We start from the raw sequence: 21212 nt of genomic DNA, 5'->3' as shown, positions 1-21212 counted from the left end.
TCCCCAGTTCACCCCATCTTTTGCATTGCACGACGGAGAGCGACCGCATGTTTACTCTGGTTAAGCCCATCACCCGCCACGTTACCCCTGCCGAGGTGGGGGATCGCCGCTTGATGAAGGTGGTGTATGTGGTGTTGGAGCCGCAATATCAGAGTGCCCTGACCGCAGCAGTGCAGCACATCAACGCCCACAACTCCAAGCTGGCGGTGGAGCTGTCCGGCTATCTGGTGGAGGAGCTGCGGGATCCCGCGGGCTATGAGGCTTTTCGGCGGGATCTGGAAACGGCCAATGTCTTTATTGGATCCTTGATCTTCATCGAGGACATTGCCCAGAAGGTGGTGCAGGCGGTAGAGCCCCTGCGGGAACGGCTGGAGGCGGTGGTGGTGTTTCCCTCCATGCCGGAGGTGATGCGCCTGAACAAGATGGGAGCCTTTTCTATGGCGCAGCTGGGACAGTCCAAGAGCGCCATTGCCCAGTTCATGCGCAAGCGCCAGCAGGGATCCAACTTCCAGGAGGGGATGTTGAAGCTGCTGCAGACCCTGCCCAAGGTGCTGAAGTATCTGCCCTTCGACAAGGCGCAGGATGCCCGCAACTTCATGCTCAGCTTTCAGTATTGGCTGGGGGGATCCCGCGAGAACCTGGAGAACTTTTTGCTGATGCTGGCGGATCGCTACCTGCCGGGGATGCGGGGGCAGCTCTCCTTTGCCGAGCCGGTCACCTACTTGGAGATGGGCATCTGGCACCCCTTGGCGCCGCAGATGTTTGCCAGTCTGGCGGAGTATTTGGATTGGTACAACGCCCGCGAGGATTTGCCGGCAGAAGTGAAGGATCCCTTGGCTCCCTGCGTGGGGTTGGTGTTGCAGCGCACCCACCTGGTGACGGGGGATGATGCCCACTACGTGGCCATGGTGCAAGAGCTGGAGTCGCGCGGGGCGCGGGTGGTGCCGGTGTTTGCCGGGGGTCTAGATTTCTCCAAGCCAGTGAACGAGTTTTTCTGGAACGCGCAGAAGACAGCGCCCATTGTGGATGTGGTCGTGTCGCTAACCGGGTTTGCCCTGGTGGGAGGGCCGGCGCGGCAGGATCACCCCAAGGCAGTGGAAGCGCTGCAACGGCTGAATCGCCCCTACATGGTGGCGCTGCCCTTGGTGTTTCAATCGACGGAGGAATGGGCTGCCAGCGACCTGGGGCTGCACCCGGTGCAAGTGGCTCTGCAGATTGCCATTCCCGAGCTGGACGGGGCCATTGATCCCATCATCCTCTCAGGGCGGGACGCGGCCACCGGCAAAGCTCACGCAATGCAGGATCGGATCGAGCTGATCGCGGCGCGGGCCATTAAATGGGCCAATTTGCGGCGCAAGCCCAAGCTGGAGAAGAAGATCGCCATCACCGTTTTCAGCTTCCCGCCGGACAAGGGCAATGTGGGGACGGCGGCCTACTTGGATGTGTTTGCCTCTATTCACCGGGTGATGCAGGCCCTGGCCCACAACGGCTATGACCTCGGCCCCGAGCTGCCCAAAACCCCGCAGGAGCTGATGGAGTCCATCCTGCACGATCCCCAGGCCCAGTACGCCAGCCCGGAGCTGAATGTGGCCGCCAAACTGTCGGTGCGGGAGTACGAGGCGCTGACACCCTACGTGAAAGCCATCGAGCAGTACTGGGGGCCAGCACCGGGGCACCTGAACACCGATGGGCAAAACCTGCTCATCTACGGCAAGCACTTCGGCAACCTCTTCATTGGGGTGCAGCCCACCTTTGGGTATGAAGGGGATCCCATGCGGCTGCTTTTTTCCAGGTCAGCCAGCCCCCACCACGGCTTTGCCGCCTACTACACCTACCTGGAGAAAGTGTGGGGGGCGGATGCGGTGTTGCACTTTGGCACCCATGGATCCCTGGAGTTTATGCCGGGCAAGCAGATCGGCATGTCGGGCGAGTGCTATCCGGATAATCTAATTGGATCCCTGCCCAACCTGTACTACTACGCCGCCAACAACCCCAGTGAGGCCACTATTGCCAAGCGGCGGGGCTACGCCTGCACCATCAGCTACCTGACGCCGCCGGCAGAAAACGCCGGCCTCTACAAGGGGCTGCAAGAGCTGCGGGAGATGATCGGCTCCTACCAAACCCTACGGGAGGGGGCGCGGGGCATCGCCATCGTCAACGCCATCTGCGACAAGGCGCGGCTGGTGAACCTGGACAAGGATGTGGAGTTGCCCCAGGGGGACGCCGCCCAGTTGAGCTTGGAAGAGCGGGACAGGGTGGTGGGCAAGCTCTACGCCCAGCTGATGGAGATCGAGTCGCGGCTGTTGCCCTGTGGTCTGCACGTCATTGGAGCGCCCCCCACAGCAGAGGAGGCGATTGCCACCTTGGTGAGCATCGCCAGCATCGACCGCCCGGAAGAAGGGATCCTGGGCTTGCCCCGCATTCTCGCCCAAAGCCTGGGCCGGGATATCGATGAGATCTACCGCAACCGGGATCGGGGACACCTGGCGGATACGGAGCTGCTGGATCGCATCAACAAGGCCTGCCAGAAGGCGGTGGCGGCGCTGGTGCAGGAGCAGACCGACGCCCAGGGCCGGGTCGCGCGGGTGGCCAAGCTCAACTTTTTCAACATGGGCCGGCAAGCCCCCTGGTTGGCAGTCCTAAAAGAAGCGGGCTACCCCCAGGTGGATCCGGATCTTTTGAAGCCCTTGTTTGAATTTCTGGAGGAGTGCCTCAAGCAAATTACGGCAGATTATGAGCTGGGATCCCTGCTGCGGGCCTTGGAAGGGGAGTACATTTTGCCGGGGCCAGGAGGGGATCCCATCCGCAACCCCAATGTGTTGCCGACAGGGCGCAACATCCACGCTTTGGATCCCCAGTCCATCCCCACGGCAGCCGCCATCCAGTCGGCGGAGATGGTGGTGGAACGGCTGCTGGCTCGCGAGATGAGCAGTAACGGTGGCCGGTACCCGGAAACCATCTCGGTGGTGCTCTGGGGCACCGACAACATCAAGACCTACGGGGAGTCGCTGGCGCAGGTGCTGTGTTTGCTGGGGGTGCGACCCAAACCCGATGCCCTGGGGCGGGTGAACAAGGTGGAGTTAATCCCCTTGGAGGAACTGGGCCGGCCCCGCATTGATGTGGTGGTGAACTGCTCGGGGGTGTTCCGGGATCTGTTTGTTAACCAGATGGACCTGATCGACCGGGCGGTGAAGCTGGCGGCCGCAGCGGTGGAGCCACCGGAGCTGAACTTTGTGCGCAAGCACGCCTTGCAGCAGGCAGAAGAACTGGGGCTGACGTTGGAGCAGGCGGCAACGCGGGTCTTTTCCAACGCTTCCGGATCCTACTCCGCCAACATCAACCTGGCGGTGGAAAACAGCTCCTGGGAGGACGAGAGGGAGCTGCGGGAGATGTACCTATCCCGCAAGTCCTTTGCCTTCGGCTCGAATCTGCCTAACCAGCAGATGCGGCAGCTTTTTGAAGCCAGCTTGAAGACGGTGGATGTGACCTTCCAGAACCTGGACTCCTCGGAGATCAGCCTGACCGATGTCAGCCACTACTTCGACGCGGATCCCACCAAGCTGGTGCAGAGCCTGCGCCCCGACGGCAAGGCCCCCTCGGCCTACATGGCAGATACCACCACGCCCAACGCACAGATCCGCACCCTGAGCGAAACCATCCGTCTGGACGCCCGCACCAAGCTCCTCAATCCCAAGTGGTATGAGGGGATGCTCAAGCACGGCTACGAAGGGGTACGGGAGATCGCCAAGCGGTTGGTCAACACTTCGGGCTGGTCGGCCACGGCAGGTGCGGTGGACAACTGGATCTACGAAGAAACCAACGAGACCTTCATCAAGGATGAGGCCATGCGGCAGCGCTTGATGAACCTCAACCCCCACTCCTTCCGGCGCATTGTCGGATCTCTGCTGGAGGTGCATGGGCGTGGCTACTGGCAGACTTCCCAGGCCAATATCGAGCGTCTGCAGGAGCTGTATCAGGAGATCGAGGACAGAATCGAAGGGGTGGAGTAATTAATATGGTTGTTTCAGGTTAGCGTGAGACGTCTGGGCTACTGTTCGCGCCAGCGGGACGGAGTCCTTAGACCTTACGTGAAGTCGGCAAAAGCTGCAACCATGGCCGGATCCTTGCCCAGGGCTTCTGAAGCAGCAGTGGATCCTGCCAAGTTCGTTGATTACTCTATGAATCCAGCTAATCCTGGAAATCAAGGCAAGTGGATTGCCTTTGCAGAGCTTGGCTATGATGTCAGTACACCAGAGGGAAGAAGGGTGGGATTTGCTCACATTCTGCAACAGGTTACTGCTGCTCTGCCTTGCGCCTTAGCCGGGGATCCGTTTCCAACACCCTATGGAAGCCGCTATCGAGTCAAGATTGAAATTTTGGGCCTCAATCAGAAAAAAGGCACTTTAGTGACCGTGTGGCAGGTTGATAAGGAAAGTTTAATCCCTCGTTTGGTCACCAATTGGCTAGAGGTACACAATGATGAGTAAAACCACTTCTAGAATCAAGCCATACAGTAGAGTCAAAACTGTGGCAGATGTCAAGGAGTATTTCAGCGAGACCACTATTCCTGCTGGAACTCAGGGATCCATTGTGGAATGTTACTCAGATCCCACTGAAGGCTATGCGGTTGATTTAGCGGTTCCGGATTTGAGCTTGGTAGGAGGTTTTCGATATTTTAATCTCATTCTTTTTCCCGATCAGTTTGAAGTCATAGATCCCGAAACATGAAGTATCCAATGTTGAATGGACGTTCCCTCTACCCCACCAATCCGGCCCAGCGTAAATAGCCCTCCACCAGTTGGGATCCGGCCAGAGCCGCTACCCCTCCACCCAAGGCCAGGTAGGGGCCAAAGGGGATGAGTTTTCCCAGGCGGGCCCGCCCCTTGGTCATGGCCAGCAAGCTAGCCAGCAGGCCAAACCCGGAACCCAAAAGAAGGGCCACCACCACCCCCTGCCAGCCCAACCACATGCCGATCAGGGCCAACAGCTTGCCATCTCCCCCGCCCATAGCCTCCCGCCCCAAGATCCAACGGGCCAAGAGGCCAATGCCCTCCAGCAGCCAGAGGCCCAGCACAGCTCCCGCAATCCCTTCCACCAGTGACAGGCCTGTAGCGGCCAGGGATCCGGATCCCTGGAGCCACGGCAGAGCCAGGCGGGCCAAAAGCCCCACCACCAGGCCTGAACGGGTCAGCTCCTCCGGCAGCAAAAAGGTATCCAGATCGATGAGCGCCAGGGCCAACAGCCAGCTCAACAAGATGCAGGTGAGGATCCCTTGGGCAGAAAACCCCAAAGCGCCGATGCTGAGGGCAAACAGGCCCATTGTCAACGCCTCAACGGCAGGGTAGCGCCAGCTAATCTGCGCTCCACAATGGCGGCAGCGACCGCGCAGCAACAACCAGCCTAGGATGGGAATGTTCTCCGTGGGGCCCAGCGGCGTCTTGCAGCTTGGACAATGGGATCCGGGATGGAGCAGAGAAAGACCCTGCGGCAGGCGATAGACCACCACGTTCAAGAAGCTGCCCACACAGGCCCCCAGCACCAGTACCAGCACCCAGGCCAACAGGCGCAGCTCCCAGATTCTGTTGGCGTCGGCGCTGCTCAGCCACATCATGCTCAGCCACATCATGTGAGCGTTGTGCAGTAGGGGAGAATCTCGAGCATGGCAGCCATTCCCATCGCGTCGGCAGGACGGAGTCCCTAAAGGCAGAAAAAGGAAGGATCTGCTCTGTCAGCGTAGCTCCTTGTGCCTCACCGCAGCGGCTCCAATTGCTGCAGCGGAATAAAAGTTTCCTGGGGCAGCAGGATGGGGAACTCGGAAAAGATCAGATCCCCTCGCAGGGTACGGCGGTGGATGACTACTCCCCGCGGGGGTTGCTCCAGCACTTCCGGTCGATGCTGCAGATGAAATTGATAAATCTGGCGAGCCGCTTGAAGCAGAGCGCTGTCCATGAGCTGTTTTCCTACCTTGCCAAGTTCACGACTACCCTAACGACATTCCCATCGCGTCGGCGGGACGGAGTCTTTAGACCTTTTGGGATCCCCAAAGTTCTGTCTGCCATCCCTCAGACTTTTTTAGAACGGTTAAGGCTTCTGAAAAGCCGAGGATCCCCTGAGCCGAACACCTGCTGCTTCCCAAAAGACAAGTCACCCGCCCCCGCCAGCCTAAACTTAGGATATCGCCGCCGAGGACTTATGGGTCACCTCCGCCCACTCAATTCTCGATGTCTGTCCAGACCAGGAATGGAGGCCATAGAGCACTCTGGAGTTGTCGGCAGCCAGCCTAAGACAGTTTGACGTCAGGGCTGGGGGAGATCAAATCTGGGCCGATGCTGTAGGAGGAGCCACGGTAACTGGGTTTGGGATTGAGCTTGTCTTGAAAGCGGGTGATGATCTGGATGGTGCGCTGTACATCCGCCGGAAAGATCACCACCAGGTCTCCGGGTTCGGCTTTCTCCAGAGCGGTTTCGATAGCAGTTGCCTCATCCAAGATTTCCTGCAGACGATCCCCTGCCTTTTCCTGTTCCCAACCCTGCCGGATTAGGGCGGCCACCTCGCCTGGTTCCCGTCCTCGCCGGTCATCATCTTCTTTGACAATGGCTCGGTCGAACATGCGCGCTGCCAAGACTCCCAGCTCTCGTAGGTCGCTGTTGCGCCGATCCCCAGGCCCGCCGATAACCCCAATTTTTCGTTGGCAATCCCAGCGCTCCAGGGTACTTTGAATGGCTTCGTAACCTGCTGGGTTGTGGGCATAGTCCACCAACACCTGGTAGCCCCCTACATCAAACAAGTTGAGGCGACCGGGGGTCTGGGCTACAGAACTGGTGAAGGTGCCCAGCGCCATGCGGATGTCGTCGATGGAAACCCCGTGCAGGAAGGCTGCCAAAGTAGCGGCCAGCACATTTTGGATCATGAAGCTGGCCTTGCCAGAGAGGGTGAGGGGAATTTTGGTTACATCTTCGATGCGCAGTTTCCAGCCCCGCTTCAAAATGGAGATGTGGCCCTCTTCATAAACAGCCGCCGTGCCCCCGGAAGCAATGTGCTTTTGAATGAGGGGATTTTCCGGGTTCATACTGAAGTAGGCCACCGTCGCCTTGACATTGGCGGCCATGGCGGCCACCAGACCATCATCGGCATTCAAGACAGCGTAGCCCCGCTCGTGTACCGCTTCCACCAAGACGGATTTGACGCGGGCCATGTCTTCCAGGGTTTCGATATCCCCCAACCCCAGGTGATCTGAGGTTACGTTGAGCACCACGCCAATATCGCATTCCGGAAACCCCAGCCCCTCTCGCAAAATGCCGCCTCGCGCCGTTTCCAGCACCGCCACTTCTACGGTGGGATCCCTGAGCACCAGGCGGGCGCTGTGGGGGCCGGTCATGTCTCCCTTGGCAATTTGATGGTTTTGGATGTAAACGCCGTCGGTGGTGGTGAAGCCGACCCGCTTGCCGATGCCTTTGAGGATGTGGGCGATCAGGCGGGTGGTGGTGGTTTTGCCGTTGGTGCCGGTGACGGCCAGGATGGGGATGCGGGTGTGGCTGCCGGGGGGAAAGAGCATGTCGATGATGGGCTCGGCCACATTGCGCGGGATCCCTTCGCTGGGGGCCAGGTGCATGCGCAAACCCGGAGAAGCGTTCACCTCGACAATGCCGCCACCGGTTTCGTTGACGGGCTGGGCAATGTCCGGGCAGATGAGGTCGATGCCCGCCACATCCAGGCCGATGATCTGAGCTGCCCGTTCGGCAATGAAAGCGTTGTAGGGATGGATGATATCGGTGCAATCGACGGCGATGCCTCCGGTGCTCAGGTTGGCGGTGGATTTGAGGGTGCAATGTTCTCCTTTGGGCAGCACCGTATCCAGGGTGTAGCCTTTGCTTTCGAGGATACGCAGGGTCATGTCATCAACGCTAATTTGGGTCAGCACGTTTTCGTGGCCAAACCCCCGCCGCGGATCCCTGTTGACTTCGTCGATCAGCTCTTGAATGGTGGAGCGGCCATCTCCCACCACATAGGCTGGGATCCGCTTGGCCACAGCCACCAGCTTGTTGTTGATCACCAGCAGTCGGTAGTCATCCCCCACCAGGTGCTTTTCCACCAACACCACATCGGAGTATTGGCTGGCGGCATCGTAGGCGATCTCGGCGGCTTCCAGGCTGGTGATGTTGACGGTGATGCCCTTGCCGTGGTTGGCGTTAAGGGGCTTGATCACCACCGGAAAGCCCCCGACATCCTCGATGGTGGCTGCCAACTCGCTGCGGCGACGCACCGTATAGCCCTTGGGCACCGGGATCCCCATGTCCTGCAGCAGTTCTTTGGTGGCCCGCTTGTCGGCGGCCAGGTCGGCGGCAATGATGCTGGTTTTTTCAGTGGTGGTGGCTTCGATGCGCTTTTGGTAGACGCCGTACCCCAGTTGCACCAGGGATCCCTTGTTGAGGCGCAGATAAGGGATCCCGCGCAGGGCGGCCTCGTCCAGCAAAGCTTGGGTGCTGGGGCCGAAGCGGACGTTCTCTCGGATCTCTCGCAACTCTTGAATGTCCAGTTCTAGGTCGCGGCGGTAGTCTTCTCCATCCACCAAAGCCTGACAGAGGTAGACTGCAGCTTTGGCCGCAAAGCGCCCGGCCTCTGCCTCTTGATACTCGAACACGACGTTGTAGGTGCCGGGGGTGGAGGTTTCGCGGGTGCGGCCAAAATCCACTTTCATGCCGGCCAGAGTCTGCAGTTCCAAGGCCACATGCTCCACCACATGGCCCATGAGGGTGCCCTCTTCCACCCGTTGCAAGAATCCCCCATAGCAGCCGCGGGAGCACTGGTGTTCCCACAGTCCCGGCAACAGGGCCTCCAACCTTTCTTTGAAACCCGGGATGGTGTTGGTGGGTCGCTCCTGCAAGTCTTCCAGATCAAGCCGCATTTGAATCAGCTTATGACGACGGATGCTCCAGTAGTTGGGGCCACTGAGAACGCGGATGGATCGGATGCGCATAGGGTCTAGGGGAAACAGCGGGGAAGGGGACAGATAACTTAGGGTCGTTTTAGGGTCGTTTTCAGGATGCCGGCGCAGGAAACTGCCAAGGACTACATCCCGCTGGCGCGACCAGCCCTAATCTACACTCCCTTTGCCAAGGTCGAGAAAGAGTATCCTTTAATACAATTCTTTCGGCAGGCGAGCAAGGTTAAGACAACGCAATGGATCCCGCTTGACCACATCGGTACAGTGGGGGGCAGACGGGTCTGCGGCACATGGAAAGAACCTATCTGCTGGGGTTGGGCTGGATCTTGGGCCTGCTGGTGCGGGCTTGGCCCCAGGCTGCCGGGTGGGGCTGGGGGATCCTGCTGGGATTGGGGCTGGCGGGATCCCTGCTGTGCCGGCGGCAACCGCGTCTGGCCCGCACTTGGCTGGCGATGGGTCTGGTGGGGTGTCTGGCTTGGAATTACCTGGGTTGGCGGCAGCCTTTTCCCGGGCCGACGGATATCAGCCTGTTGGCCCCCCAGCAGCAGATGAACTTGGTGGGCACCGTCCTCTCGGAACCTCGTCCCACCCGCAGCGAACGGCGGCAATTTTGGTTGAGAGCAGAGCAGGTGCTCAACGCCAACTCCACGGCCCGCCAGGTCAGCGGCAAGCTCTACGTCACCACCGGCCCTGAGGCCCTCCAGGACAAGGATCTCCACCCCAACCAACGGGTGCGCCTGACGGGATCCCTGTACCTTCCCAGTCCGGCCTTGAACCCGGGCAGCTTTGATTTTCAAGCCTACCTGCAGCGCCAGGGGGCTTTTGCCGGCTTCAGCGCCCGTGAGGTGATCCTGCAGCCGGGGGGAAGAGGTTGGGGGGGCTGGGTGTTGCGGCGGCGGGTGCGAGAGGCGTTCGTTGCTGGATTGGGGGAGCGGCAGGGGAATCTGTTGGCTTCCTTGGTGCTGGGATCCCGGGCCGCCCAATTGGATTTCGACTTGCAGGATGCCTTCCGGGAAATCGGCATGGCCCATGCGCTGGCCGCCTCTGGGTTTCATGTGTCGCTGTTGGTGGGGGTGGTGTTTGTCCTAACACGGCGGTTGGCGGTGCGCCTGCAGCAGGGGATCATTCTGGCAGTGCTGGGGCTTTACATTGCCCTGACGGGGTTCAGCCCTTCGGTGTTGCGGGCAGCACTGATGGGGGCAGCAGCCATGGTGGTGCTGACGGAGCCGCGCCTGCAGGGAAAAGTTAGGCTCAATCCGCTGGGCACGTTGCTGGTGGTGGCGGTGGTGTTGCTAATCTATCAGCCCATGTGGATTACGGATTTGGGGTTCCAGCTCAGCTTCGCCGCCACCCTGGGCCTGCTGGTGGGGACAGCTCCCATCGTTTCCCGCTTGGACTTTTTGCCCCCGGCAGTGGCCACCGCCTTGGCCGTTCCTCTGGCCGCCCAGATCTGGACTTTGCCACTGCAGGTGGCCATCTTTGGCCGCATCCCCACCTATTCACTGCTGGCCAATCCCCTGCTGATGATCCTGTTGCTGCCGCTGCTGGTGGCGGGGTTCGGGGTGGCGTTTGGGGCTTTGCTCTGGCCGGGGCTGGGATCCCTGCTGGCAAGGCCCCTAGGGCTGCTTCTCACGCCTTTGATCAACTGGGTGAGCTGGATAGCCGGTTGGCCCTTCAGCTCCTACTACACCGGCGGAGTTTCTCTGCTCCAGTGCTTGCTCCTCTACGGCGCGCTGGTGGCCCTAACCTTTTGGCCGCGGTGGCGACAGGCCTTCCGCTGGCAGGGCACAGCCCTGATCATGGCCGCCATCCTCCTGGGTCCAAGGATGTGGCCGGGGCCAGCCGTTCAGATCACCGCCCTGGCCAGTGGACGAATTCCCATCCTGGCCATTCAAGCGGAAGGGCGCCACCTCTTGCTCAACAGCGGGGATCCCCGTTTGGCAGAACGCACGGTGTTGCCCTTTTTGCGGCAGCAGGGCTTGCACCGTCTGGACGGGGCGGTGGCCATGACCTCCGCCGGCTCTGCCAATGGCGGCTGGGAGATCCTGCTGTCGGCTTTCTCCAAAGGACTGCGTCCCGCCAGCGCGATTGGGCAATTTTGGGATGGGGGAGGGGCCAATGCTGCTTCCGAAAGTTACCTGCGCTCCCTCAGTGCTGTGCAAGCTGCCGGGATCCCCTATCGAGTGTTGCAGCCTGCCGACCGGATCCCGGTGTCGCAGCAGTTGAGCCTACAGGCCATCCACACCAACCCCCTGGTGTTGACTTTAGAAACAGAGGGATCCCATTGGCTGCTGCTGGGCTCTGCCGGCACCCATGTGCAAGCCGAGCTAACCGGATCCCCGCTGATGCCGGCCCAGATCGACTGGCTGTGGTGGGACGGGGGATCCCTGATTTTGGATCTCCTGGAGCGCTTTCAGGTGCAGGCGGGCATTAGCTCTGGCTCTGTCGGCGAGACGGTGGTCACCTGGTTCCGGCAGAAACAACGACCCCTCTACGTAGCCGATCGGTCTGGAGCGGTAAGCTGGTCGCGGCGGGGAGTGCAAACCTTGAGGTCACAATTGGATTGAGCAGCGCTGTAGTCTGGGGTACAAACTCGGTAGAATTCGAGCAAAAAAGCTTGCTGCTTCCCAAACAAAGTGGGAGAGAGGCTAGCAGGGCAAGGCGGCGGGGGATGTCTTAGACATGTTCAGAGTAGCTACAGAGGAATAGCTACAGAAGCCGATCCCGCATTCGTCCACAGAGGGTACCCCTACACCTGCAGCGGTTCCCTGGGACAAGCGGGCAGTTGCCAGCACATCTCCAGCCAGCTTTTTAGCTCCTCAGGTTGGCCCATGAGGCTCATTTCCACTAGCAGAATGGCGGCTCGGTCGGCGGCTCCTTTGGATCCCAGACGAATCAAGGCAGACAGGCTTTCTTCCCGCCAGCAGACGGATACCCCCTGCCGGATCAAGGCCCGGGCGGCAACAGGGATGCACGAGAGTGGCACTTGGATGTCCCGCCGCTCGTAATCGGGAATGGACAGCATGAACGGCAACCCAAATCTTTATTATGTCTTAATCTTCTTCCCTTTTCGCCTGTCCGTCACGGGTCTTTGCAAAGTATGAAGTGATCTTTTGTGAACTTTGTAGAGTTCTCGACATCGTTGAGAACAGTGGGCGAGCAAGCACGGGATCTCTCGCGGGATCCCTGGAGAAAACTTAAAAGATAGCGGCGATTTCTCGGCCTCATTTCCCCACAGCCGCGAGAATGGCTGCATGCGCAGGAGATGGGGAGATGCGAGCAGAAGGTTGGGAAAGGCGAGTTGGTCGCTGGTTGCCCAAGGCCACCCTTGCCGGAGCCGTATTGATCCTAGTGGCGATGGGCAGGCCGCTGCGACTGGTGGGCAACGGAGAAAATATGGTGGTGTTCACCTGGGGAGGGGGGGTGAGCCCGATGGCTTTGCAGCCTGGTCTCCATTGGGTGCCGCCTTTTGTCTCGCGCACGGTTACCTTCGATGTAAAAACGCAGGCCCTCACCTGGAAGGACAACGACCCGACTGCCTACGCGCCGCGGCTGGTGGCCCTTTCTCAGGATGGGCAGCAGATTGCGGCTGAGGCGACGCTGCAGTTTCGCATTGTGGACGCCCCCAAGGTCTATACGCAACTGGGGGAAAATTACCTGGATCGCATCGCCCCCATCGTCCGGTCGGTCATTCTGAATGAGACCAGCGGCTTTTCTGCCCAGTCTCTGTATTCTACCGAGCGTCCGCTGCTCCAGGGCCAAATCCGCGAACGGGTGGCTCTTCTGCTGAAGGAATACGGCATCGAGGTTTTGGATTTTCTGCTGCGGGATGTGGATTTCGATCCTGATTTCGTAGCGGCCATTGAGGCAAAAACCATTGCCGAAAATCAACTGGCGCAAAAGCAATTCGAGATCGAGCAGGCCCGCCAAGATGCCCGCGCCATCATTTCTCAAGCTGAGGCGGAAGCCGGTCAATTGCGAGCCAAAGCACAGGCCCTCACTCAAAATCCGCAGTACTTAGAGGTGGTGAAAGCTGCGGTACTGGGATCCCGCCTGGAAACTTTGATCACCAAATAGATAACTCAATTAGGAAATCAATCCTTTTGGCTCAGCCCCAGCTTCTTCAGCTCTTCTCACCGACCCTCGAACAGGAGCAGCCACCATGTATCCAACAGGAGAAGCACCCCAAAGCAGAGTGGGTTGGTTAACCGTAGGAGGGATCGCCGTCTTGGCGGCCCTGGGAGTGCTCCGCGCTTGCCTGTACGTCACTTTGCCCGGACATGCCACTGTAGTGTTCAATACCTTTTCCGGGCTGCAAAAGGGGCGGGTAGAATTGCCGGGGGTCATCTTCCGGATCCCGGGGATCGAGACGCCGATCACCTACACCGTGCTCACCCGCGTTTGGGAGTTTACCAACGACCCTGCCTCGGCCAATGCCATCAGCAACGCCATCACCGTGAACACCGCCGATGGACAAGCCTTTGCCATCGATGTGGCCATTGCCCTCAAGCCCAACCTCGCCACTTTGGACGAGCTGCACGCCAACATCGGCGAGAACTATCTTTCCACGGTGGTGGTGCCGGTGGTGCGCTCCAAAATTCGGGATATCTCTGCCTCTTTCGATTCGGAAGACTTCTACCGGAAAAGCCAGCGGGCCGCCATTGAACAACGGGCTCTGGACTTGATCCGCCAAGAGATGCCCACCGTCAACCGCGACGGCCAAACCTTGCCTTTGGTGCAGGTGGAGGGCCTGTTTCTGGGCAACCCCGATTTCCCACAAGCCTTAAGAGACTCGATTGAACGCAAACAGGTGGCCTCGATTACAGCACAAACGGCGGCAGTGCGGGCGCAGATCCAGGAAAAAGAGACGGAGCGACTGTTAATCCTGGCGGCGGCCAACCAGCGGGCCATTGAGCTGAAAGGACAAGCGGCAGCGCAGAACGCGCAACTGGCGGATCTGCTGTTCTACGAGAAGCTGCAAGAGCGCATCCAAAACCCGACGGACTCGCTGCCCCCTTTGCGCATCATCCGTGTCGAGGGCGATGCCACCGTGTTTCTCAATGTGGATCCCCATCAGGCAGCCTTACAAAGAGCGCAGTAGGTTCAGCAAAGTTGCGGAGTACAGACTTAAAAGTCTGAGTATAAAGTGTGTCCAGATGTGAAGGCGAAGGGATGTCATTCGAGTTCGTTGACATCCTACCGCCAGGGGTCTCGGCTGGGATCCCTCGTAGAGTTGCGCCGAATCCAACTCAGGGGGAAAGCTTGTACTCGATGCAAGGCTAGGTTTTACCACCATGAACTCCCACCTGATCCACACCCCCTTTCCCCGCCTGAACCCGAAGCTGGCAGAGGCGGAGGCGGATCATGTTTTGGTGGTGGACGATCAGGCCAGCAGCCGCCTCTACATCGGTGAGCTGTTGCGGTCGGCCCACTTCCGCGTGAGCGAGGCCACCAACGGCGAAGAGGCTTTGGAGGCTGTGGAGCGGCTTCGGCCAGACTTGGTGCTGTTGGATGTGCTGATGCCGAACATGAGCGGGTTCGATGTCTGCCGGCAACTGAAGGCCAATGAGCTGACCCGCCTGATCCCCGTTGTGCTGATCACTGCCCTGACCGACCGCTCCAATCGCCTGATGGGGATGCAGGTGGGGGCCGACGACATTTTGACCAAGCCCTTCGATCACATGGAGCTGCTGGCGCGGGTACGCTCATCCATCCACCAAAAGCGTTTGAACGAAGATCTGGATCACGCCGCCAAGGTGTTGTTTGCCATTGCCCGCGCCGTGGAGAGCCGGGATCCCACCACGGGTGACCATTGCGAACGCTTGGTGGCCATGGGGGAACAGTTTGGCCGTTACTTGGGGCTGTCTCGTCAACAGATCAAGGCCCTGCGCTGGGGCGGCTACCTGCACGACATTGGCAAAGTCGGGATCCCGGATGCGATTTTGCGCAAGCAGGGCAAGCATACCCCGGAAGAATGGGAGATCATGAAATCCCATGTGTTGATCGGCGAAGACATTTGTCGGGGCTTGTGCACCATGCAGGATGTGCTGCCGATCATCCGCCACCACCACGAGCGTTGGGATGGCAGCGGCTACCCAGATGGACTGGCAGGCGAAGAGATCCCTCTGTTGGCCCGCGTCTTTCAGGTGATCGACATTTTCGACGCTCTGACCTCTCCTCGCCCCTACAAACCGGCCCTGACCGCCGAACAGGCCCTGGAAGTGCTGCGGGAGGAAACCCGCAAGGGCTGGCGGGATCCGAACTTGGTGCGCGAGTTTTGTGACTTTAATGTTTGTCACCGCCTTTAATTTGGTGGAGGCGGGATAGGGTCTGGAGGGCCGGGCCAGTCTGGAGAGGCGGCTTTTGGGGTTTGAGCGGCAACGATTACCCCGGCTACACGGATCCCGGCAGCGGCCAATACCTGCTGGGCGGCTTGCACAGTAGAGCCGGTGGTGTAGATGTCATCCACCAGCAACACCGGTGTGGCCGGAACTTGTTTCAGGGCAAAGGCCCCGGCCAAGTTGTGCTGTCGTTGCAGCGGGTTGAGCTCATGTTGAGCCGCTGTGGCCCGCACCCGCACCAGAGCCTCAGGCCAATGTCTCAGACCTGTCCGCTGGCAAAAGGCTTGGCTGATCAAGGCGGCTTGGTTGTAGCCCCGTTGCCGCAGGCGCTCCGCATGAAGCGGGATGGGCACCACCGTATAGTCCAAGCCATAGGCCCTACGGGAGCCTGAAGACGGCTGTCGGCTTTCCACCCAGCGGGATCCCAGCCATTCTCCCAAAACCGAGCCAATGCGCCGTTGTCCTTCGTACTTCAGGCAGTAGATGGCCCTGCGCAGCGCCCCCCGGTGGATCCCCCAGGCGTAAAGTGGCCAAGGCGAGGTGGTGACTGGCCAAGTGGCAAGGCGCTCCGCCTGCAACCGCCTTTGACAGTCTTGACAGAACACGGCCTTGGCAGGGCGCCGGCAAAGCGGACATGGAGGCACAATCCACCAATCTAACCAGCCCATCGTCTGCTAGGGATCCTTTCTGGTGTGCAGAGTCTCCTAAAAAGCTGAGGCAAGGGGGGAACGAGGCCGAAATTCAGACTCGGCCAGGCTAACAGCCCAGCAGTCCATCCCCAAGTTGACGCTGGGATCCCGCCTTGCTAGGATTCAATATCGCCGGATAATTCAACCGGATAATTTAAAATTTAAGCCGTGACCTTCTCTGCCAGCCCATGCCCACCATTCAGCAACTGATCCGTGAGGAGCGCAGCGTTGCCGCTCGCAAGACCAAGTCTCCTGCCCTGAAGGCTTGTCCACAGCGGCGGGGGGTTTGCACCCGAGTGTACACGACAACGCCCAAAAAGCCCAACTCGGCCCTGAGAAAAGTGGCTCGCGTTCGCCTCACTTCCGGCTTTGAGGTCACTGCCTACATTCCTGGCATCGGCCACAACCTGCAGGAGCACTCTGTGGTCATGATTCGCGGTGGGCGGGTTAAGGATTTGCCCGGCGTGCGTTACCACATTATCCGGGGCACCCTCGACGCTGCAGGGGTCAAAGACCGCAAACAAGGCCGCTCCAAATACGGGGCGAAACGGCCCAAGCCGGGCCAAGCTCCAGCCGCCGCTGGCAAGAAAAAATAGCTTTGCCCTCACCCTCAACCCTCCATATCCCACTCGTCATCTTTCTTTCTGCCATCCCCATCTGAACAAGCAACCCAGCTCCTATGTCTCGCCGCAACCGTGCCCCTCGTCGTGATGTGCCCCCGGATCCCAAGTATGGGAGCCGTCTGGTTACCATGCTGATCCGCAAGTTGATGATGAGGGGTAAGGCATCCCTGGCTGCCAGGATCCTCTATGAAGCTCTGGACATTGTGCGGGAGCGCACTGGCCAAGACCCACTGCCCTTGCTGGAAAATGCTGTTCGCAACGCCACCCCACTGGTGGAGGTGAAAGCCCGCCGGGTGGGCGGAGCCACTTATCAGGTGCCTGTGGAGGTGAGAGGAGAACGGGGCACTTCCCTAGCGCTGCGCTGGTTGGTGACCTTTTCGCGCACTCGTCCAGGTCGCACCATGGCCGCCAAGTTGGCCAATGAGCTGATCGATGCAGCCAACGAAACCGGCAGCGCCATTCGACGGCGGGAAGAGGTGCATCGCATGGCCGAGGCCAACAAGGCCTTTGCCCACTACCGCTACTGAACTAGCCTGGCGGAGCAGTGGAGACTTTTCGGATCCCTGTTCTGCCCAGCCCGAGTTCCAGCGAGGTGGAGAAAAATCGGCAAAAAAGATTAGAATTGTAAAGGATTTTTTAGTTTGCCCAAGTCGCAGGGCGACGAGGATTGGGAGGTTGATGTGGCACGCACAGTTCCCCTAGAACGAGTCCGAAACATCGGCATCGCGGCTCACATCGATGCTGGCAAGACCACGACCACAGAGCGGATTCTCTTCTACTCCGGTCTGGTGCACAAAATTGGCGAAGTTCACGACGGAACTGCGGTCACCGATTGGATGGCCCAGGAGCGGGAGCGGGGCATCACCATCACCGCTGCGGCCATCACCACCCGTTGGACTAAGCGGGATCCCGCAAATCCTTCCCAGCCCCTCTCCGGCGCACCGGAGTACACCATCAACATCATCGATACTCCTGGGCACGTCGATTTCACCATTGAAGTTGAGCGCTCCATGCGGGTGCTGGATGGGGTGATCGCCGTCTTTGACTCGGTTGGGCGGCGTGCAGCCTCAGGCTGAGACCGTCTGGCGGCAAGCCAATCGTTACAATGTGCCCCGCATTGCCTTCGTCAACAAAATGGATCGCATGGGGGCCAATTTCCTCAAGGTTTACAACCAGATCCGGGAGCGCCTCAAGGCCAATGCTGTGCCCATCCAACTGCCCATCGGTGCCGAAGACGGGTTTTGCGGCGTTGTTGACTTGGTGCGGATGCAAGCCCGCATTTATATGGATGAGATCGGCAAAGACATTCGTCCGGCCCCCATCCCTGAGGAGATGAAAGATCTCGTGGCAGAGTATCGGGCCAAGCTGGTGGAAGCAGTGGCCGAGACGGACGAAGCTCTGATGGAAAAGTACTTCGCCGAAGAAGATCTGAGCGAAGCCGACTTGATGGCGGGTCTGCGCAAAGGCACGATCAGCGGCCAAATTGTGCCCATGCTGTGTGGCTCTGCCTTCAAGAACAAGGGAGTCCAGATGCTGCTGGATGCGGTGGTGGATTACCTGCCCTCGCCTGTGGATATTCCGGCCATCAAGGGGGTGCTGCCAGATGGCTCAGAAGTGTCCCGCCGTGCCAGCGACGATGAGCCCTTCTCCGCCCTGGCCTTCAAGTTGATGAGTGATAAGTACGGGGATCTCACCTTTATTCGCGTCTACTCGGGGGTGTTGACCAAAGGTACTTATGTGCTCAACTCCACCAAGAACAAGAAGGAGCGAATTTCGCGGTTGGTGGTGCTGAAGGCCGATGAACGCTTGGACGTGGATGAGCTGCGGGCAGGAGATCTGGGAGCTGTGGTGGGCCTCAAGGACACCACCACCGGAGACACCCTCTGCGACGAAAATGCGCCGGTGATCCTGGAGTCTCTGTTTATCCCAGAGCCGGTGATCTCAGTAGCGGTAGAACCCAAAACCAAAGCCGATATCGATAAGCTCTCCAAGGCCCTGCAGGCCCTGGCCAAGGAGGATCCCACCTTCCGCGTGTCTGTGGATCCCGAGACCAATCAAACCATCATCTCTGGGATGGGCGAGCTGCACCTGGAGATCTTGGTGGATCGGATGCTGCGGGAGTTCAACGTAGAAGCCAATGTTGGTAACCCACAGGTGGCCTACCGCGAAACCATTCGCAAGCCGGTTAGCCGCGTGGAAGGCAAGTTTGTTCGCCAGAGTGGTGGCCGCGGCCAGTACGGCCATGTGGTTATCGACCTAGAGCCGGCGGAGCCGGGTACAGGATTTGAGTTCGTTTCCAAGATTGTGGGTGGCGTTGTGCCCAAAGAATACATTGGGCCAGCCGAGCAAGGGATCCGAGAAGCCTGCGAATCCGGTGTACTAGCGGGCTATCCCCTGATTGACATCCGCGCCACCCTGGTGGATGGCTCCTACCACGAGGTGGACTCCAGCGAAATGGCCTTCAAGATCGCCGGTTCGATGGCTCTGAAGGAGGCCGCTCGCAGGGCAAGCCCTACCCTGCTGGAGCCGATGATGAAGGTCGAGGTGGAAGTCCCTGAAGCCTTTGTGGGGGATGTCATCGGGGACATCAACGCCCGCCGCGGCCAGATGGAGGGGATGAATACAGAAGGCGGCATTACCAAAGTCAATGCCAAAGTTCCCTTGGCGGAGATGTTTGGCTATGCCACCGACATTCGCTCCAAGACCCAGGGTCGAGGCACCTTCACGATGGAGTTCAGCCACTACGAGGAAGTTCCTCGCAGTATCGCCGAAGCCATCATTGCCAAAAACAAAGGAAATGAGTAGCTGACTGAAACCAAAAAGGAAGTGATGATTCATGGCACGCGCTAAGTTTGAACGCACCAAACCCCATGTCAACGTTGGCACCATCGGCCATGTTGACCACGGCAAGACCACCCTGACGTCTGCCATCACCACCACCTTGGCTGCTTTGGGTCAGGCCACAGCCAAAAGGTACGATGAGATCGACGCAGCGCCAGAGGAAAAAGCTCGCGGCATTACCATCAACACCGCCCACGTCGAGTATCAGACTGCCAGCCGTCACTACGCCCACGTGGATTGTCCCGGCCACGCCGACTACGTGAAGAACATGATCACAGGCGCGGCTCAGATGGATGGGGCCATCTTGGTGGTGTCTGCAGCTGATGGTCCCATGCCCCAAACACGGGAGCACATCCTGTTGGCCCGTCAGGTAGGGGTGCCCAGCTTGGTGGTCTTTCTGAACAAGGCAGACATGGTGGACGATCCAGAGCTGCTGGAGTTGGTGGAGCTGGAAGTGCGGGAGCTTCTCTCCAAATACGACTTCCCCGGCGACGACGTTCCCATCATCAGAGGATCGGCGCTGAAGGCCCTAGAAAGAATGACCGCCAACCCCAAAACCCAGCGGGGCGAAGATCCTTGGGTGGACAAAATTTATGAGCTGATGGATGCGGTGGACTCCTACATTCCCACGCCTGAGCGGGATGTGGACAAGCCCTTCCTGATGGCTGTGGAGGATGTCTTCTCGATTACTGGTCGGGGCACGGTGGCCACGGGCCGGATCGAGCGGGGCCGCATCAAAGTGGGCGAAACGGTGGAATTGGTGGGCCTGCGGGAAACTCGCTCCACCACTGTTACTGGCCTGGAAATGTTCCAAAAAACCCTCGATGAGGGGATCGCCGGCGACAACGTTGGTGTGCTGTTGCGCGGCATTCAGAAGAACGAAGTGGAGCGCGGCATGGTGCTGGCCAAGCCCAAGACCATTACTCCCCACACCAACTTCGAGTCTGAGGTGTATGTCCTCAAGAAAGAGGAGGGAGGTCGCCACACGCCCTTCTTTGCCGGCTATCGTCCTCAGTTCTATGTGCGCACCACCGATGTAACCGGCACCATCTCTTCCTTCACGGCTGATGACGGATCCCAGCCAGAGATGGTGATGCCTGGTGACCGCGTTAAGATGACGGTGGAGCTGATCCAGCCCATCGCCATTGAGCAGGGGATGCGCTTTGCTATCCGCGAGGGTGGCCGTACTATCGGAGCGGGTGTTGTCTCCAAGATCCTGAAGTAAGCTGCTTTTTCCTGGCAGGGATTGAGTGCCGACGGCCCCAGACCAACTCAGTTGCGATAGTGGCGCGGAGCACTTTCCCTGCCAGCTTTTTTGAGTCCCCCTTTTTCTGGATTGCTCTCCGGCCATGCCTACCTTGACTCAACAGAAAATTCGTATCCGCCTGAAGGCTTACGATCATCGGCTGCTGGATACTTCCTGCGACAAAATCGTGGATACGGCTCGTCGTACCGACGCCGTGCCGGTTGGCCCGATTCCTTTGCCTACTCGGCGCCGCATCTACTGTGTGCTGCGCTCCCCCCACACCGACAAGGACTCGCGGGAACATTTTGAAACCCGCACCCACCGGCGCATTATCGACATCTATTCCCCCTCTTCCAAAACCATCGATGCTCTCATGAAGCTGGATCTGCCGGCAGGGGTAGATATCGAGGTGAAGCTGTGATGGATCTGCAGGGATCCCCCGCTTTCGCAGTCATTTCGTAGAGCTTGGATGAGGGCAGCAGCGGGTGACAACATCGGTTGATCCGGTCGATCGCGATAGTGGTGCAG

Annotated in this window: 16 protein-coding genes and 1 pseudogene; 12 read left to right on the top strand and 5 right to left on the bottom strand. The window is 59.3% G+C overall.

Features of this window, described 5'->3' with window-relative positions:
- Positions 1-47 precede the first annotated feature (47 nt).
- The 3 genes from NW805_RS05790 (at position 48) to NW805_RS05780 (ending at position 4728) form a co-directional block, all read left to right on the top strand.
- Positions 48-4010, top strand: a complete 3963-nt coding sequence (locus tag NW805_RS05790; protein ID WP_414421942.1) for a magnesium chelatase subunit H — start codon at positions 48-50, stop codon at positions 4008-4010.
- 102 nt (positions 4011-4112) lie between these two features.
- The gene (locus NW805_RS05785) at positions 4113-4487 is read left to right on the top strand and encodes a DUF6883 domain-containing protein (RefSeq protein ID WP_414330567.1); all 375 of its coding nucleotides are present in this window, start codon (positions 4113-4115) and stop codon (positions 4485-4487) included.
- Positions 4480-4728, top strand: a complete 249-nt coding sequence (locus tag NW805_RS05780; RefSeq protein ID WP_414421941.1) for a hypothetical protein — start codon at positions 4480-4482, stop codon at positions 4726-4728. Before NW805_RS05785 ends, NW805_RS05780 begins: the two co-directional genes overlap by 8 nt.
- A gap of 28 nt (positions 4729-4756) precedes the next feature.
- Here the strand turns inward: NW805_RS05780 and NW805_RS05775 are convergent, their stop codons facing one another.
- The 3 genes from NW805_RS05775 to cphA all read right to left on the bottom strand — a co-directional run bounded on the left by NW805_RS05775 (position 4757) and on the right by cphA (position 8977).
- Complete coding sequence (locus tag NW805_RS05775; RefSeq protein ID WP_414421940.1) at positions 4757-5626, bottom strand: prepilin peptidase; 870 nt, start codon at positions 5624-5626, stop codon at positions 4757-4759.
- A gap of 122 nt (positions 5627-5748) precedes the next feature.
- Positions 5749-5949: a hypothetical protein gene (locus NW805_RS05770; protein WP_414330572.1), complete on the bottom strand. Its 201-nt coding sequence runs from the start codon at positions 5947-5949 to the stop codon at positions 5749-5751.
- A gap of 331 nt (positions 5950-6280) precedes the next feature.
- The gene (gene cphA / locus NW805_RS05765; protein ID WP_414373191.1) at positions 6281-8977 is read right to left on the bottom strand and encodes a cyanophycin synthetase; all 2697 of its coding nucleotides are present in this window, start codon (positions 8975-8977) and stop codon (positions 6281-6283) included.
- A gap of 257 nt (positions 8978-9234) precedes the next feature.
- Between cphA and NW805_RS05760 the strand changes: the two genes are divergently transcribed.
- Positions 9235-11511: a ComEC/Rec2 family competence protein gene (locus NW805_RS05760; RefSeq protein WP_414421939.1), complete on the top strand. Its 2277-nt coding sequence runs from the start codon at positions 9235-9237 to the stop codon at positions 11509-11511.
- A gap of 182 nt (positions 11512-11693) precedes the next feature.
- Here the strand turns inward: NW805_RS05760 and NW805_RS05755 are convergent, their stop codons facing one another.
- Positions 11694-11969 (bottom strand): hypothetical protein, encoded by a 276-nt coding sequence (locus tag NW805_RS05755; RefSeq protein ID WP_238376900.1) that lies wholly within the window; start codon positions 11967-11969, stop codon positions 11694-11696.
- 248 nt (positions 11970-12217) lie between these two features.
- On the opposite strand from NW805_RS05755, the gene NW805_RS05750 reads away from it, so the two are divergent.
- The 3 genes from NW805_RS05750 to NW805_RS05740 all read left to right on the top strand — a co-directional run bounded on the left by NW805_RS05750 (position 12218) and on the right by NW805_RS05740 (position 15252).
- Positions 12218-13021: a prohibitin family protein gene (locus tag NW805_RS05750; RefSeq protein ID WP_414421938.1), complete on the top strand. Its 804-nt coding sequence runs from the start codon at positions 12218-12220 to the stop codon at positions 13019-13021.
- A gap of 85 nt (positions 13022-13106) precedes the next feature.
- A complete protein-coding gene (locus NW805_RS05745; protein WP_414381090.1) occupies positions 13107-14045 on the top strand; it encodes a prohibitin family protein in 939 nt (312 codons plus the stop codon).
- Positions 14046-14238: 193 nt separating this feature from the next.
- The gene (locus NW805_RS05740; RefSeq protein WP_414421937.1) at positions 14239-15252 is read left to right on the top strand and encodes an HD-GYP domain-containing protein; all 1014 of its coding nucleotides are present in this window, start codon (positions 14239-14241) and stop codon (positions 15250-15252) included.
- On the opposite strand, the gene NW805_RS05735 is transcribed toward NW805_RS05740, so the two are convergent.
- Complete coding sequence (locus NW805_RS05735) at positions 15249-15890, bottom strand: ComF family protein (protein ID WP_414421936.1); 642 nt, start codon at positions 15888-15890, stop codon at positions 15249-15251. The two genes, NW805_RS05740 and NW805_RS05735, sit on opposite strands and share 4 nt — an antisense overlap.
- 272 nt (positions 15891-16162) lie before the next feature.
- On the opposite strand from NW805_RS05735, the gene rpsL reads away from it, so the two are divergent.
- The 5 genes and pseudogenes from rpsL (at position 16163) to rpsJ (ending at position 21105) form a co-directional block, all read left to right on the top strand.
- Positions 16163-16570, top strand: coding sequence for a 30S ribosomal protein S12 (gene rpsL, locus NW805_RS05730; RefSeq protein WP_011432553.1), 408 nt, complete (start codon positions 16163-16165; stop codon positions 16568-16570).
- 83 nt (positions 16571-16653) lie between these two features.
- Positions 16654-17124, top strand: a complete 471-nt coding sequence (gene rpsG, locus NW805_RS05725; RefSeq protein ID WP_011432554.1) for a 30S ribosomal protein S7 — start codon at positions 16654-16656, stop codon at positions 17122-17124.
- Positions 17125-17277: 153 nt separating this feature from the next.
- Positions 17278-19402 (top strand): annotated as a pseudogene (gene fusA / locus NW805_RS05720) (elongation factor G).
- A 31-nt stretch (positions 19403-19433) separates the two neighbouring features.
- Positions 19434-20663 carry an elongation factor Tu gene (gene tuf, locus NW805_RS05715; RefSeq protein ID WP_414421935.1) on the top strand — a complete coding sequence of 410 codons (1230 nt, stop codon included), beginning with the start codon at positions 19434-19436 and terminating at the stop codon, positions 20661-20663.
- Between the two features lie 124 nt (positions 20664-20787).
- Complete coding sequence (gene rpsJ, locus NW805_RS05710) at positions 20788-21105, top strand: 30S ribosomal protein S10 (RefSeq protein ID WP_414328725.1); 318 nt, start codon at positions 20788-20790, stop codon at positions 21103-21105.
- Positions 21106-21212 lie beyond the last annotated feature (107 nt).

This window comes from Synechococcus sp. W60.1 (genome assembly GCF_047461575.1).
In the GTDB taxonomy this organism is placed as follows: Bacteria; Cyanobacteriota; Cyanobacteriia; order Thermostichales; family Thermostichaceae; genus Thermostichus.
The sequence above is the reverse complement of the archived record's forward strand: the minus strand, read 5'-3'. Positions and strand labels throughout refer to the sequence as shown.

What these genes read in the sequence shown, in the direction of transcription:
- tuf (WP_414421935.1), top strand. Translation starts at nt 19,434, where the DNA reads ATGGCACGCGCTAAGTTTGAACGCACCAAACCCCATGTCAACGTTGGC.
- NW805_RS05790 (WP_414421942.1), top strand. Translation starts at nt 48, where the DNA reads ATGTTTACTCTGGTTAAGCCCATCACCCGCCACGTTACCCCTGCCGAG.
- NW805_RS05760 (WP_414421939.1), top strand. Translation starts at nt 9,235, where the DNA reads ATGGAAAGAACCTATCTGCTGGGGTTGGGCTGGATCTTGGGCCTGCTG.
- NW805_RS05775 (WP_414421940.1), bottom strand. Translation starts at nt 5,626, where the DNA reads ATGATGTGGCTGAGCATGATGTGGCTGAGCAGCGCCGACGCCAACAGA.
- NW805_RS05740 (WP_414421937.1), top strand. Translation starts at nt 14,239, where the DNA reads ATGAACTCCCACCTGATCCACACCCCCTTTCCCCGCCTGAACCCGAAG.
- NW805_RS05745 (WP_414381090.1), top strand. Translation starts at nt 13,107, where the DNA reads ATGTATCCAACAGGAGAAGCACCCCAAAGCAGAGTGGGTTGGTTAACC.
- rpsJ (WP_414328725.1), top strand. Translation starts at nt 20,788, where the DNA reads ATGCCTACCTTGACTCAACAGAAAATTCGTATCCGCCTGAAGGCTTAC.
- NW805_RS05755 (WP_238376900.1), bottom strand. Translation starts at nt 11,969, where the DNA reads ATGCTGTCCATTCCCGATTACGAGCGGCGGGACATCCAAGTGCCACTC.
- NW805_RS05785 (WP_414330567.1), top strand. Translation starts at nt 4,113, where the DNA reads ATGGCCGGATCCTTGCCCAGGGCTTCTGAAGCAGCAGTGGATCCTGCC.
- rpsG (WP_011432554.1), top strand. Translation starts at nt 16,654, where the DNA reads ATGTCTCGCCGCAACCGTGCCCCTCGTCGTGATGTGCCCCCGGATCCC.
- NW805_RS05770 (WP_414330572.1), bottom strand. Translation starts at nt 5,949, where the DNA reads ATGGACAGCGCTCTGCTTCAAGCGGCTCGCCAGATTTATCAATTTCAT.
- NW805_RS05750 (WP_414421938.1), top strand. Translation starts at nt 12,218, where the DNA reads ATGCGAGCAGAAGGTTGGGAAAGGCGAGTTGGTCGCTGGTTGCCCAAG.
- cphA (WP_414373191.1), bottom strand. Translation starts at nt 8,977, where the DNA reads ATGCGCATCCGATCCATCCGCGTTCTCAGTGGCCCCAACTACTGGAGC.
- rpsL (WP_011432553.1), top strand. Translation starts at nt 16,163, where the DNA reads ATGCCCACCATTCAGCAACTGATCCGTGAGGAGCGCAGCGTTGCCGCT.
- NW805_RS05780 (WP_414421941.1), top strand. Translation starts at nt 4,480, where the DNA reads ATGAGTAAAACCACTTCTAGAATCAAGCCATACAGTAGAGTCAAAACT.